The 13,792-nt window shown below is 64.6% G+C and carries 14 protein-coding genes; 6 read left to right on the top strand and 8 right to left on the bottom strand.

What is annotated here, in order from left to right; genetic code table 11:
* Nucleotides 1-39: 39 nt before the first annotated feature.
* Complete coding sequence (locus ACFQZZ_RS18305; protein WP_378681713.1) at nt 40-663, top strand: hypothetical protein; 624 nt, start codon at nt 40-42, stop codon at nt 661-663.
* Between the two features lie 56 nt (nt 664-719).
* Here the strand turns inward: ACFQZZ_RS18305 and ACFQZZ_RS18300 are convergent, their stop codons facing one another.
* Nucleotides 720-2,516: an acyl-CoA dehydrogenase gene (locus ACFQZZ_RS18300; RefSeq protein ID WP_378681710.1), complete on the bottom strand. Its 1,797-nt coding sequence runs from the start codon at nt 2,514-2,516 to the stop codon at nt 720-722.
* A 120-nt stretch (nt 2,517-2,636) separates the two neighbouring features.
* On the opposite strand from ACFQZZ_RS18300, the gene ACFQZZ_RS18295 reads away from it, so the two are divergent.
* Entirely contained in the window at nt 2,637-3,239 is a 603-nt protein-coding gene (locus ACFQZZ_RS18295) for a QsdR family transcriptional regulator (protein ID WP_378681707.1), read from the top strand.
* Nucleotides 3,240-3,242: 3 nt separating this feature from the next.
* On the opposite strand, the gene ACFQZZ_RS18290 is transcribed toward ACFQZZ_RS18295, so the two are convergent.
* Nucleotides 3,243-4,241, bottom strand: coding sequence for a 1-aminocyclopropane-1-carboxylate deaminase/D-cysteine desulfhydrase (locus ACFQZZ_RS18290; RefSeq protein ID WP_378681705.1), 999 nt, complete (start codon nt 4,239-4,241; stop codon nt 3,243-3,245).
* A gap of 151 nt (nt 4,242-4,392) precedes the next feature.
* Nucleotides 4,393-4,680, bottom strand: a complete 288-nt coding sequence (locus tag ACFQZZ_RS18285) for a hypothetical protein (protein WP_378681702.1) — start codon at nt 4,678-4,680, stop codon at nt 4,393-4,395.
* A gap of 347 nt (nt 4,681-5,027) precedes the next feature.
* Between ACFQZZ_RS18285 and ACFQZZ_RS18280 the strand changes: the two genes are divergently transcribed.
* Nucleotides 5,028-6,578 carry an amino acid permease gene (locus ACFQZZ_RS18280; protein ID WP_378681699.1) on the top strand — a complete coding sequence of 517 codons (1,551 nt, stop codon included), beginning with the start codon at nt 5,028-5,030 and terminating at the stop codon, nt 6,576-6,578.
* A gap of 66 nt (nt 6,579-6,644) precedes the next feature.
* Here the strand turns inward: ACFQZZ_RS18280 and ACFQZZ_RS18275 are convergent, their stop codons facing one another.
* Together ACFQZZ_RS18275 and ACFQZZ_RS18270 are read right to left on the bottom strand one after the other, a co-directional pair.
* Nucleotides 6,645-6,866, bottom strand: coding sequence for a hypothetical protein (locus ACFQZZ_RS18275; protein WP_378681696.1), 222 nt, complete (start codon nt 6,864-6,866; stop codon nt 6,645-6,647).
* A 220-nt stretch (nt 6,867-7,086) separates the two neighbouring features.
* Nucleotides 7,087-7,536: a hypothetical protein gene (locus ACFQZZ_RS18270; RefSeq protein WP_378681693.1), complete on the bottom strand. Its 450-nt coding sequence runs from the start codon at nt 7,534-7,536 to the stop codon at nt 7,087-7,089.
* Between the two features lie 246 nt (nt 7,537-7,782).
* Between ACFQZZ_RS18270 and ACFQZZ_RS18265 the strand changes: the two genes are divergently transcribed.
* Nucleotides 7,783-8,661, top strand: a complete 879-nt coding sequence (locus ACFQZZ_RS18265) for a helix-turn-helix domain-containing protein (protein ID WP_378681690.1) — start codon at nt 7,783-7,785, stop codon at nt 8,659-8,661.
* Nucleotides 8,658-8,864: a DUF397 domain-containing protein gene (locus ACFQZZ_RS18260; protein WP_378681687.1), complete on the top strand. Its 207-nt coding sequence runs from the start codon at nt 8,658-8,660 to the stop codon at nt 8,862-8,864. Before ACFQZZ_RS18265 ends, ACFQZZ_RS18260 begins: the two co-directional genes overlap by 4 nt.
* Nucleotides 8,865-8,958: 94 nt before the next feature.
* On the opposite strand, the gene ACFQZZ_RS18255 is transcribed toward ACFQZZ_RS18260, so the two are convergent.
* Entirely contained in the window at nt 8,959-9,765 is an 807-nt protein-coding gene (locus ACFQZZ_RS18255) for a class I SAM-dependent methyltransferase (RefSeq protein ID WP_378681684.1), read from the bottom strand.
* 139 nt (nt 9,766-9,904) lie between these two features.
* Here ACFQZZ_RS18255 and ACFQZZ_RS18250 point away from each other — a divergent pair, with 139 nt between their 5' ends.
* Entirely contained in the window at nt 9,905-10,840 is a 936-nt protein-coding gene (locus ACFQZZ_RS18250; RefSeq protein WP_378681681.1) for a MerR family transcriptional regulator, read from the top strand.
* A 173-nt stretch (nt 10,841-11,013) separates the two neighbouring features.
* On the opposite strand, the gene cysC is transcribed toward ACFQZZ_RS18250, so the two are convergent.
* Both cysC and cysD read right to left on the bottom strand, forming a co-directional pair.
* Nucleotides 11,014-12,852 carry an adenylyl-sulfate kinase gene (gene cysC, locus ACFQZZ_RS18245; RefSeq protein ID WP_378681678.1) on the bottom strand — a complete coding sequence of 613 codons (1,839 nt, stop codon included), beginning with the start codon at nt 12,850-12,852 and terminating at the stop codon, nt 11,014-11,016.
* Complete coding sequence (cysD, locus tag ACFQZZ_RS18240) at nt 12,852-13,784, bottom strand: sulfate adenylyltransferase subunit CysD (RefSeq protein ID WP_378681675.1); 933 nt, start codon at nt 13,782-13,784, stop codon at nt 12,852-12,854. The genes cysC and cysD overlap by 1 nt, the downstream gene beginning before the upstream one ends.
* Nucleotides 13,785-13,792 lie beyond the last annotated feature (8 nt).

The raw sequence follows: 13,792 nt of genomic DNA, 5'->3' as shown, positions 1-13,792 counted from the left end.
GCCACCGGGGCGCCGCCCTGACCAGGGTAGGAGTGGCCCGTGTACGCACGTTCGAGCACTATTGCGGCCCAGCCGTCGTCGATCGACAACGGGATCGCACACCTCCGTGATGAAGTGATGCCGAATCTGCCCGAGATCGAGGGCTGGGTTGGCATGTCGTTGATGGCTGACCGGGCATCAGGGCGCTGCATCGCCGCAACTGCGTGGGAATCCGAAGCTGCGATGCAGGCCAGCAGAGAGTTGGTTCAATCACTGCGTGATGGTCTGGCCCAGGCGCTCAGCGGCCAGGTCGAGTTGGTCGAAGAATGGGAAATCGCGGTCATGCACCGCGATCATCCGACCAGCGATGGCGCGTGCACTCGGTGCACATGGGTGCAGACCAGTCCAGGCGAGATCGACCGGCTGATCGACACCTTCAAGATGGGGGTGCTGCCGGAGGCCGAGATGATCGACGGATTCTGCAGCGCCAGTCTGTTCGTCAACCGGGCAACCGGCCGAGCGGTGGGCTCGACCGTCTGGGAAAGCCGCGAGGCGATGGACAACAGCCGCGCACAGACGGACCGGATCAGGACCACGGCGGCCCAGCGGGCCGGTGCGGACGTGCTCCACGTGATGGAGTTCGACCTGGCCTTCGCTCATCTGCGCGTGCCCGAGATGGCTTGAAATAACGCCGAACGCGGCATCGGCTGTGCCGATGCCGCGTTTCGCTCGGGGGCTGTTCAGAACCAGGCGTCCTGCATGTCGAGCGTGGTGCGGTCCATCAGCTCGAGCAGATCCAATTGCGGTCCGGTCCTGGGCAGTTCGTAGCGGAAAAAGTAGCGGGCCGCCGCGCGCTTGCCCTCGTAGAAGTCGCCTTCGCGGCCGTGCGCGGCGATAGCCTGCTCCAGCCAGATCCAGGCGACCACGATGTGGCCGAACGCTTCGAGGTACACGCTGGAATTCGCCATGGCCGCGGCGATGTCGCCGGAACCGAACATCCATCCGGTGACGGTGAGCAGGCGCTGCCAGGACGCGTCGAGCTGGCCGCCGAACTCGGTCCACTCGCCGCCTGCTTCGGCGGCCGCCATCACGGTCTGTTCGATCTGCGCGGCGAGTAGCCGCAGACTGGCGCCGTCGTGCTGGATTACTTTGCGACCCAACAGGTCCAGGCCTTGGATGCCGTGGGTGCCTTCGTGGATCGGGTTGAGACGGTTGTCGCGGTAGTGCTGTTCGACGTCGTATTCCCGGGTGTAGCCGTAGCCGCCGTGTACCTGGATGGCGAGATTGTTGGCCTCCAGACACCACTGCGACGGCCAGCTCTTGGCGACGCCGGTCAGGATTTCCAGTAGCAGGGTGTGGTCGCGCCGCGTCTGGGTATCGGTGGCGGTGCGCCGCAGGTCGACGAGTCTGTTGCAGTAGAGCAGCAGTCCCAATGCGCCCTCGACATAAGCCTTCTGCGCCAACAGCATTCGCCGGACATCGGTATGGTCGATGATCGGAACCTGCGGCGCTGCCGGGTCCTTGGCGGTGACCGAACGGCCCTGCTTGCGTTCGCGGGCGTAGTCGAGGGATTTCAGATACCCGGTGTAGCCCAACGCCGTTGCGCCGAGGCCGACGCCGAGGCGCGCCTCGTTCATCATGTGGAACATGTAGGACAGGCCGCGGTGCGGTTCACCGATGAGATAGCCCACGGCGCCGGGCGTGCCATCCGGGGTGTGCTTGCCTTCGCCGAAATTCAGCACCGTATTGGTGGTCCCGCGATAGCCCATCTTGTGGTTCAGGCCGGCCAGCGCCACATCATTGCGCGGGCCGAGCGAACCATCGTCGTCGACGAGGAACTTGGGGACGATGAACAGCGAGATGCCCTTGGTGCCCGCCTGGCCGCCGGGAATCTTGGCGAGCACCAGGTGCACGATGTTGTCGGTCAGCTCGTGATCGCCGCCGGAGATCCACATCTTCGAGCCGAAAAGCCGGTAGGTGCCATCGGGTCGGGGCTCCGCGCGCGTCACGATATCGGCGAGCGAGGAACCGGCCTGCGGCTCGGACAGGCACATGGTGCCGGTGAACCGACCCTCGACCATGGGCTTGACGAAACGCTCGATCTGGTCCGGAGTACCGTGCGCGGCAAGGAGATTGGCATTGCCGACAGTGAGGAATAGGTAGCCGGTGGTGCCGACATTGGCTGCCTGGAACCAGCTGAATCCGGCCGCTTCGACGGTGGCGGGCAGCTGCAATCCGCCGATCTCCTCGTCCATCGCGGCGCCGATCAGATTCGCCTTGGTGAACGCCTCGATCGCGGCCTTCACCTCGGGGATGATGGTGACCCGCTCGCCGTCGAAGGTCGGCTCGTTGGCGTCGTTGAGTTTATTGTGCGGTGCGAAATGCCGCGTGGCCAGCTCCTCGCATAGGTCGAGGAAGCCGTCGAAGGTGTCCTTGGAATGCTCGGTGAATCGCGGCAGCGCGGTGAGCTCCTCGACCCGCAGCCATTCGTAGAGCAGGAAATCCAGGTCCCTGCGGGAGATCAATGTCGAGCGCACGGGCACATCCTTCCGCGGACTTTTCGAGCGATCTGCAAGCAGTCGCAAGCGGCCGCACAGCCGATCTATTCGATTTGGTACGTTACTACGCATGTGTCGCGAATTTGTGTGGGGGTTGCGATGACTGCCACATCCGGAGCCGCCAGGCCGGTGGGTCGGCCTGCGGCCGCGACCCAGCAGCAGGTGCTCGACGCCGCGAGCGCCCAGTTCCTGGCCTCGGAGCGCGTCGACGTGCAGGCGATCGCGGCCGAGCTCGGTTTGTCGCGGGCGACCATCTACCGCTGGTTCGGGTCGCGAGACGGACTGCTCGGCGCGGTGATGGTTGCCGAGTTCAACCGCATGGTCGAGGCGGCCCGCATGCGCAGTGTCGGAACCGGCGCGCGGCGGGTGCTGTGGATGCTGGACCGGGTGGCGCGATGGCTCGCGCGCAACCAACCGTATCGATACTTCATCGCCACCGAACAGGCCACCGCGGGCCGGATCATCACCACCAGCGATGGGCCGGTGCAGCCGAAGGTGGTCGCCGCGGTCGCGGGTCTGATCGACGTCGCTGTGGTCGAGGGTTATGAGAATCGTTTGGACACAGCCACTTTCGCCTATGCGCTGGTTCGCCTCATCGAAGCATTTCTGTATCAGGATGCGGTGACGGGTATCCGGGGCGATGTCGATCGGCTGCGTGACGTGCTGGAGGTCATCCTGGGTCTGGACCCGGAACCGCGCTGAAGCTCAAGGCCGCCTCGGTCCATAGGTGTTGAGGAAGACGATCGGGCCATCACCCAATTCGCTGCGGGCGTCGAGATCGGTGAGTGCGGCCAAAGCCTTTGCTGTGTAGACGGGTTCCAGCTCCAAGCCTGCTGCGGCACCGAGCTTCTGCGCGGCGACCGCGGCCGGGGTTTTGTGGCCGTAGCCGGGGCCGATCCAATCGCGGACAATGGTCACATCGTCGGAGTGCAACCCGAGCGGGGCGTAATGGGCGCCGCGTGAACGGAGTACGCCCTCGGCTCGGGCCGCCAGTCCGATAATGTGCTCGGCGTCGAGGGGGAGTGTGTCGTTGACGACGACGCCGAGGACCCGGGTCCGCAATCCGGCAAGGCGAAGGCCGAGGACCAGACCGGCTGCCGTGCCACCGGATCCGACGGCCGTCACCAGATGTGTCGGCTCGGGGAGGGCGCCCGCCGTGACCTGATCGGCAAGCTCCAGCGCCGCCTCGACATAGCCGAGTGCCCCGATAGGTGACGATCCACCCGCGGGCAGCAGATACGGGAGGGTACGGCCGCGTGTGTGCCGCAGCATCAACCAGGGAGCGCTGAGGATGGTGCGCCGCTTGGTGTGCGTGAAATGCAGGGTGGCGCCCGAGGCCTTCAAGCGCAATAGCTGTTCGCGCACATGATCGTCCTCCGGCTGGTCGACCAGCGCGAGCGCGGTATGGATGCCGTGCTCGCGCGCGTACAGAGCCGTGGCAAGACCCCAGTTGGTCCCCGTACCGCCGACGGTGACGATGGTGCGAGCGCCGCGTCGCCGTGCCTCCGGCAGCAACCACTCCAGCTTACGAATCTTGTTCCCGCCCCAGCCGCCGGATCCATACCCGCTCTCGTCCTTGCACCACACCCGAATCCAGGTGTTGAGATCCACCTCCTTGACCGGTGTGGGTGCCACACCGAGCCGCAGAAACGGCAGTGTCTCCGTCAGCTCGGGAAACCGCTCATGCAGCAACGAATCCGTCATAATGACCATTATCGTGCCCACGACCTCGTCGGCCTCGGACCGGATCGATCAACGCGTGGCCGCTGGGCCCGGTACCCGCGACGGCCTCGGCTTCGAGCGACAGAGCCGACGTCGATATGTGCGCCCCGGCGAAGGTCGGACAGTTCGCGCGTCAGCCGCCTTCGGTGAGCAGTTCGTCCAGGTGTGCGGCGCAGACTCGAGAGAGATCACCCATGGCGAGGTAGCTCGACATTCGCAACAGGGGGACGGAAAGTAGTACCGCGCAGAGGATTTCGCTGAATCTCAGATTATGTACCTGCCAGCCGGTCTGCGACTCGTACAGGGCGATGACGTCCTCGCGGGTCGGTGTGCCGGGCAGGCGGGCGCGCCCCTGGAAGTCGCTGCACAGCCAGTCGGTGAGCAGCAGCCAGGCCGGGTCGGCCTCATGATCGCCCGCCAAGCGCTGTCGGCCCGCATCGTGAAGGAGCTCTGGCGCATCCTGAGGTGGAACGCGCTGTCGTGCCGATTGTGCGACGTCTTGCTGCGATGGTGCTGCTAGCCGTGCCGGCGCTGTCGGAAGTTTGGGGATCCCCGGCCTTTCGCTCGAACTCGCGGCGCATGCGTTCGTCGATGTGACTTCCGAACCGATCGGACGCGATGCCAGGGCGGGGCGGACGGTGGTTTGTCAGTTGGCACGACGGGGTAATGATGTCGTGGACCAACGGCACATTATTCCAGCGGTTGAACGGCCCGTTGAATAACGTTACATTTGTTCACGGTATGATTTCAACCACAGGAGGCCTGGTCTTGAGTCCAATACGGCGACCTGTGGAGCTATCCGCACTCTCGGACGCACTGCACGCGGAGGATGTCGGCTACCGCAAATCGCTGCACACGCGCCAGTTGCAGATGATCGCGATCGGCGGAGTCATCGGTACGGGTCTATTTCTCGGCGCAGGCGGGCGCCTGGCCGGCGCCGGTCCCGGATTGTTCCTGGTATACGCAGTGTGTGGCGTGTTCGTGTTCTTCATCCTGCGCGCGCTCGGCGAGCTGGTGCTGCATCGCCCGTCCTCCGGATCGTTCGTCTCCCATGCTCGCGAGTTCTATGGGGAGAAGCTCGCTTTCGCCGTCGGGTGGACGTACTTCTTCCACTGGTGCATGACCGGCATCGTCGATGTCACGGCCATCGCGACCTATGTCCGCTACTGGGGCGCATTCTCTGCCGTCCCGCAGTGGCTGATCGCGCTCATCGCCTTGATCGTGGTCGTGAGTACCAACCTGATCTCGGTGCGCTGGTTTGCGGAACTGGAATTCTGGGTGGCGCTGATCAAGGTCGTCGCGCTGGTCGCGTTCCTGGTTATCGGCTCGATACTGCTGGCCTCCCGCTTCACTATTCAGGGTGAACCCACCGGAGTCGGCGTGATCGCAGATCACGGCGGTTTGTTCCCGACCGGTCTACTACCGCTCGTCACGGTTACTACCGGTGTCGTATTCGCCTATGCCGCAGTCGAACTGGTCGGGATCGCGGCCGGTGAGGCGCGGAACCCGGCGGAGATCATGCCGCGGGCCATCAACTCCGTCATCGCCCGCATCGGGCTGTTCTACGTCGGCTCGCTGATCCTGCTCGGGCTGCTGCTGCCCTACACGGCCTTCCGGTCCGGTGAGAGTCCGTTCGTCACGTTCTTCGCGAGAATCGGTGTGCCGGCGGCCGGATCGGTGATGAATCTGGTTGTGCTCACCGCGGCCTTCTCCAGCCTCAACGCCGGGCTGTACTCGACCGGCCGGATCATGCGATCGATGTCGATGAACGGCAGCGCGCCCACCGCGGCGTCGCGAATGTCGCGCACCGGGGTGCCCTACATCGGAATCCTCGCGACCGGCGCGATCGCCTTGGTCGGGGTCGGCCTCGCCGCGGTGGTGCCGGAGAAGGCATTCGAGATCGTCTTGAATGTATCGGCACTCGGCACCATCGTGTCGTGGACCACGATTCTGCTCTGCCAGCTGAAGCTTTGGCGGCGGTGGCGCAGTGGGGTAGTGCGGCGTCCGGACTTCCGGTTGCCCGGCGCACCCTATACGAACGTGGCGACTCTGCTGTTCCTTGCGAGCGTGGTCGTCCTGATGGCATTCAGTGACGATGTGGTGCAGCGCGCCGCAGTGATCGTGACGGCGGTGGTCCTGGCCCCGGCCTTGGTCGGCGGATGGTTTCTGGCCCGACGGAAAGTATTGCAAATAGCGGAGATTCGCCACGATCACACCGGGCAGTTCCCGGTTGTGGCCGAGCGGCCCGGGAGCCCCGCCGATACGTTCGTGACCGTCGTGGAGCCAGGGAAAGAATTCCCGCGCAGGGGCAACTCTTAGGCCGACCATGCGTTGGTTGCCAGGCTCTCGGTTGTGTTGTTCCCCATGCTGTTCCACGCTGGGAGCTCAGCGGTGAATCCACGGTCCGATATACAGTCGTTCGCACGGGAGGCGAGGTAGACCACAGCCATCGCCGGGTAGGACGCGCACGCAGTCCAGGTAGTGATGTAGTTCTTCGTCGGCAAGCAGTCGCTCGGCGGCGCTCTTGCGGGCGGCGAAATCGAGGATCGTGCCGTGGAGGTCGACCTGTAAGTGGACGTCGGGCTCGTCGTGCTGCCCTGGAGTCACCGGCCACGGTCGCGGAAGTACTGAAAGTTTTGCCTGGCTACGATCAATGCTGCCGTCACCGTCGCACACACCCCGACCTCACAACGCGAATGCGTAGACAGCGCAAGCTCACAGCTGCTGCGGCCTGACACTGCCCAGTGCGGGTTATCGTGGCGCAGCTTGTCTTTCAGCTCGGAGTGGTTGTCATTCCAGGGCGGCACAAGCATGAGGGCAGGACTCATCACGCGCCCCGCCCATCACACTCGACCAACGCGCCTAAGACGGTAATCATGCTGGGCCGGAACTGATCTCGTATCGGACAGAGCCACCCGCGACTGTCATCATCCGGCGACGGCAAGATCAGGATGTCGTTCGGCGCGATGATCGCCGATCCGGTTTTCAGCAGCGTGAAGCTGATTCGATAGTTGTCGGCGAGCTCGGGCGGATACGCCCCGGTCAGAAACGTAAGCCGACGCATCGGACGCCACAAAACCGGACCGAGCAAACCTCGCTCTGCGAGAAGGTCTTTCACCCGATATCCCCAGTACTCGGGCATATCAGCCGCTCGAACCTTGCCACCGATGGCGACCGCCAGCCGCCCCCGCTCGTCGACATGGGCCGGTAGCCCACACGCGGTTCTGAGGTAATGAAGTTGGTGCAGAAGCTCTTCGGAAACGGCGGGCGCACGCATAGGGACCCCCTGGTCGCGGCAGTGAATTGAGTACGCCCGGCCCTAACTGACATCGGAGGACGAGACGGCTCCTGATGAAGGAGGGAGTCGTCCCTGCCTGGCGTACCACCAGTTCAGCACTGCTACGGCCGCTGGGGAACGTTCCTCAGCGTCTTTTCGCCAATGTGTGTACCAGATTCCACAGTGACGGCAAGATTGGTTCCTGTACGAACGGCAGTCGCTAGCAAACCTTTTGGAGCCGCCACGATGAGCACAGGTTCGACACTCCCACGCCGGATACTTGCCCGCCTGTTGAGGGAACGGCGGGAAGCGGCCGGTATCGCCGCGGAGACCGCCCGCAAAGCAATCGGTGTATCGAAGCAGACGTTCTGGCGGATGGAGACGGGGCAGCCGACTCGTATCAATCCACTGTTCATCACCCACCTAGCCCAGATGTACGACGTCGACGACCGAACCACCGACGTTCTGCTGGGCCTCACCGAGGAATCGCAAGGTAAGGGCTGGTGGCATGCGTACGGCGACACCATCCCGAAGCACTTCGACCTCTACGTCGGGCTCGAAGATGCTGCCAAGCGCTTCAGCGCGTATCAGGTGACGTTGCTTCCGGGGCTGCTGCAGACCCCCGAGTACCGGCGACAGATGATTTGGACCGAGATTCCGGCCATGGCAACCAGCGAGGTCGAGCGCCGGATCGAGATTCACACGCGCAGGCAGGCGCGGCTGGCGAGCAAGACGAATCCGCTGACCGTGAATGTTCTCCTTGATGAGGCGGTGTTGCGTCGCGTCGCGGGCTCTCCACAGATTATGTCCGACCAGCTCAGGCATTTGGTCGAGGCAGACCACCTTCCCAACGTCTCGGTTCGAGTTGTGCCACTGGCGGCTGGATTGCACAAAGGTGCCAGCGTCGGCTCATTCATCTTGCTGGAGTTTCCGCGTCATCCAACGGCGAAGCTCACCGAACCGCCGGTTATCTATGTTCAAGGGTTCACCGGGGCGCTGTACCTGGAGAAGCCAGATGAGGTCGACCGGTACCGAGACGCCTATGCTGACGTTCAGCGCGTGGCACTGGATGAGAAGGCAAGCCGCAACCTCATCCTCGAGATTTCAGAGGAGTTGACCCGGTGAGTGTCAATCTATCGGGAGCACAATGGTTCAAGAGCAGCCGCAGCTCCGCTAACCAGGAGTGTGTGGAAGTCGCGTTTCTCGATGGGGGCATGGTCGGGGTCCGAGATTCCAAGAACCCTACCGGTCCCGCCCTGGTCTTCACTCCGGGCGAGTGGGATGCGTTCGTCGCCGGAGCTCGTGACGGCGAGTTCAATCGCCCCTAGTGAGCTGTAGCAATGGCCCCGATCCGTCACCGGAGCGGGGCCCTTGTTAGGCAGGCGGTAGTCCGGATACTGATTCGTCGTGAATCACGGACTGCTACAAGCTTTTCGCTCGCACGATGGTGGGCGGGATATCGCGTAGCAGGGGGAGGCTCTCGAAGAGGGGCATGCTCACTGCCAGCGGGCCGCGGGATGGGCCGAATGAAGAGAGGGAGACTTCGGCTACTCGAGGGCTCCAGCCGTGCAACAGTTTTGTGATGCGGCTGCGTTCGACTCCCCATGGCATCGGTGGGGCGGTGTAGTTCGGAGTTTTTCGGAAGCCCTTCATCGTCCTTCGGGAGAACCACGGTGGGATGGTGTCGAACATCAGCTCGACACCGGGGAATCGGTCGAAGATCGCTGTGCACAGGCGCCGCACGTCCGCTTCCTCGAAGTACATGAAAAGCCCTTGGGCGGTGATGAATACGCCGTTGGCCGGGTCGACCTCATCCAGCCAGGCCAGGTCGAGCGCGCTCATCGCGAGGTACCGGCAGCGGTCGCTCGACGGCAGAAACCGGGCACGCAGCTCGATGCCCTCGGGCACATCTACGCACAGCCACTGCACTTTTCCGTCGTCGCAGCGCTGGAACTGGGTTTCCAGTCCGGACGCGAGTTCGACGACCGTGCCGCCGGGGTGGGTGGCCAGCCACGGCCGCAACGCTGTGTCGAAGGCGCGCGAGCGGACCGCATGGGTGCCGTCCGGCGCGCCGAACGCGTGCTGGTAGTCGTAGTCGAGGGCGTCGAAGATTCGCACGCAGTCCGGATCGCGGAGGATTCCGTCGGCGCGCTTCGCTTCGGATGCGCGGTTGTAGAGCGTCCACAGCATGGTTTCCGGGACGCCGTCCAGATCGACATTCGTGCCCATCGCTTGGTCCTCTCCGACGGCAATACTCGGATGCGTGCTGACTTAGCCTAGCCTAACTATCGGTGGTATGGGCTTGTCCGTAATTGGCCAGGCCAACTGGGCTTGAGTCTCCATATGGGGGAGACGTGAGAGTGAGTGCATGGACGGCGACACGCTTTACTCGATCGGGGAGACGGCCGAACGGACCGGGCTCTCCGTCAAGACGATCAGGTTCTACTCCGACAGCGGTGTTGTGCCGCCGTCCACGCACAGCCCCGCCGGTTATCGGCTCTACGACACTGATGCGCTGGCTCGGTTGCAGCTGGTGCGGACGCTGCGCGATCTGGGCGTCGATCTTGCGGCCGTCCGGCAGGTGCTGGAGCGGACGCGGTCGTTGCCCGAGGTCGCTGCCTCGCATGCGGCAGCGATCGAACTGCAGATCCGCACACTTCGATTGCGGCGCACAGTTCTACGGGCGATTGCCGAGCGGGGCTCGACCCCAGAGGAGATGGAACTCATGCACAAACTCGCCACGCTCTCCGACACCGAGCGCCGCCGACTGATCAGCGATTTCGTCGAGGACACCTTCGGCGGTGTGGACGCGAATCCCGCATTCGTCGACTTGATTCGTTCCGCGATGCCGCAGCTGCCGGATGATCCGGAACCTGCTCAGGTCGAAGCATGGGTGGAGCTCGCCGAACTCGCCCAGGACGCGGACTTCCGTTCGGCGGTACGCCGAATGGCCGAATATCAGGCGGCCCAGCGCGCCGAGGGCGACACCACCGGCCTGCATCACGAACTGACCGACGTGGTGCGCGACCGGGTCGAGCACGCACTGGCCTCTGATATCGCACCCGACTCCGCCGAGGCGAAACCGATCGTCGACGAACTCGCGGCACGGTATGCGGTCACCTTCGACCGCCCTGACGATGCCGCGTTGCGGCACTGGCTGCGAACTCGCCTCGAAGTCGCCGGAGATGTTCGGACCGAACGCTATTGGCACTTGCTGGCCGTGATCAACGGCTGGCCGGTCCCACCAAGTTTGGCACCGGTGTTCGCCTGGTTCGGCGCCGCACTGGAGGCAACCAGCGCCTGAGAGCGGCCAGTGTCCTCGAGTCGGGCCCGCGAGAAGTGGCGGCCCTCGCACAGTCCCACTCGAGGTCGGGGGTGCGCGGCTTACTTGGACCGCGTGTGCTCACCGCTGATCTCGACCATCGCGAAGCCACCGGAAGCGCCCGGCGGCCCTGCGATGGGTCGGGAAGCGTCGCGTCAGTCCAGATCCGCCAGCCTGGCGAGAATAATGGCGGCCATAGTGGCGGGGTCTCCGTCGCCGGGACGCAAAACCAGCTCTGGGTTGGCCGGGATCTCGTATGGGTCGTCGATGCCGGTGAAGCCGCGGATCTCGCCTGCGCGTGCCTTGGCGTACATGCCCTTGGGGTCGCGAGATTCGCAGATGTCGAGGGGGGTGTCCACGAAGACCTCGACGAAGTCGATTCCCGCTGCTTCGTGGGCGGCTCTGGCTCGGTCGCGGTCGGCCTGATAGGGGCTGATCAGGGAAACCACCGCCACCACACCGGCTTCGGCGAACAGGCGGGCGACTTCGCCGACGCGGCGGACGTTTTCGACGCGGTCCGCCGTGGCGAAGCCGAGGTCGGAGTTGAGGCCGTGCCGCAGGTTGTCGCCGTCCAATAGGAAGGCGGGGCGGCCCGCCGCGACCAGACGGCGTTCGAGTTCGACAGCGACGGTGGACTTTCCGGAGCCGGACAGTCCGGTCAGCCAGACGGTCATACCGCGGGTGGCGCGCTCGTCACGGCCGACGGCGGTGGAATGCCAGACCACGCGCGAGGACGGCAGGCTCGGGCCGGTGATCATGCCCGCAGCGACGGTGTTGTTGGTGGTTTCGTCGACGAGGATGAAACTGCCGGTGGTGCGATTGCGGCGATACGGGTCGAACAACAGCGGCTGCCTGGTACGCAACTGGATGCGGCCGATCTCGTTGAGCGACAAGGACTCCGCGGTTTCATCGCGGTGCAGTGTGTTCACGTCCAGGCGGTAGTCGAGGGTGCGGATCTCCGCGGTGGCGGTGCGGGTCGTGTGCCGGATGGTGTATGTCGCACCGGCGGTGAGCTCGGACTCCTCGGTGAACCAGCACACCATGGCGTCGAGGTCGCGACCGACGTGCGGGCGGTTGGCCGGGCGGCAGATGAGATCACCACGGGCGATGTCGATTTCGTCGGTGAGCTGGATCGTCACCGCTTGCGGCGGGAACGCCTCGGCGACCGGGGCGCCGCCCGGTCCCCAGATCGCCGCGACGGTGCTGGTGAATCCCGAAGGCAGCACGGCCACTTCGTCACCTGGCTTGAATACGCCGCCCGCGATGGTGCCCGCGTAGCCGCGGAAATCCTCGGCGTGCCTGCGGGTTACATACTGCACCGGGAACCGCGCATCGATGAGATTGCGGTCGGAAGCGATGTGCACCTCCTCCAGGTGGTGCAGCAAGGGAGAGCCCTCGTACCACGGCATGCCGGTGCCGCGGTGCACGATATTGTCGCCGGTGAGCGCCGACATCGGAAGGAAAGAGAGATCGGCGACGTCGAGTTTGGTTGCGAACTGGGCGAATTCGTCGCGGATCTCTTCGTAGCGTTCCTGCGACCAGTCGACCAGGTCCATCTTGTTCACGCACAGCACCAAGTGCGGGATGCCGAGCAGACTGGCCAGGAAGGCATGGCGCCGCGTCTGCTCGACGATGCCCTTGCGGGCGTCCACCAGGATAAGTGCGAGGTCGGCGGTGGAGGCGCCGGTGACCATGTTGCGCGTGTACTGGATGTGGCCGGGTGTGTCGGCGATGATGAATTTCCGTCGAGGCGTTGCGAAATAGCGATGCGCCACATCGATGGTGATGCCCTGTTCGCGTTCGGCGCGCAGGCCGTCGGTGAGCAGCGCCAGATCGGGGTAGTCGTCGCCGCGATCGCGACTGGTCCGCTCCACGGCGGCGAGCTGGTCGGTGAAGATCGTCTTGGAGTCGAAAAGCAGCCGCCCGATCAGGGTGGACTTGCCGTCGTCGACGCTGCCCGCCGTGGCGAGGCGCAACAGGGTTGTCGTCGTCATCAGAAGTAACCTTCTCGTTTGCGGTCTTCCATGCCTGCCTCGGAAATGCGGTCGTCGGCGCGGGTCGCGCCGCGTTCGGTCACGCGGGTAGCAGCGACCTCGGCGACCACCTCGTCGGGGGTGGCCGCCGTCGATTCCACGCATCCGGTGCAGGTCGCGTCGCCGACCGTCCGGAACCGCACCGTAGTGTCGTAGGGCTGCTCGCCGTCGAGGAGTTCGAGGAAGCGGGTGTGCGCGAGGAGCATCCCGTCGCGCTGCACCACCGGGCGACGGTGTGCGTAGTACAGCGGCGGCAGTTCGATCCGCTCGGCGGTGATGTAGTGCCAGATATCGAGCTCGGTCCAGTTCGACAGCGGGAACACCCGGATGTGCTCGCCCGGGCGGTGGCGTCCGTTGTAGAGGTTCCATAGTTCGGGCCGCTGGTTGCGCGGATCCCACTGACCGTATTCGTCGCGGAAGCTGAACACGCGCTCCTTGGCGCGGGCCTTTTCCTCGTCCCGCCGCGCGCCGCCGAATACCGCGTCGAAGGTGTGCTCCCGAATGGCGCGCAGCAGGGTATTGGTCTGTAAGCGGTTTCGAGAAGCGCGCGGCCCGGTCTCCTCGACCGAGCGGCCCGCGTCGATGTCGTCCTGCACCCGGGCGACCACCAGCCGCAGGCCGAGCTGTGCCACCGTGCGGTCGCGGAATTCGATCACTTCGTCGAAATTGTGCCCGGTGTCGATGTGCATGACAGGGAACGGCAGCGGCGCGGGCCAGAAGGCCTTGGCCGCGAGGTGCAGCATCACCACCGAGTCCTTGCCGCCGGAGAACAACAGCACCGGCCGTTCGAATGTCGCTGCGACTTCACGAAAGATGTGTGCCGACTCGGCCTCGAGTGCGTCAAGATGTGGCAGCTCGTAGGTGCTCGCCGTCGACTTTGCGTACTGGCTCACGCCCCAAA

This window comes from Nocardia sp. GCM10030253, assembly GCF_042675075.1.
Taxonomy (GTDB): Bacteria; Actinomycetota; Actinomycetes; order Mycobacteriales; family Mycobacteriaceae; genus Nocardia.
This window is presented reverse-complemented; position numbering and strand designations above follow the sequence as displayed.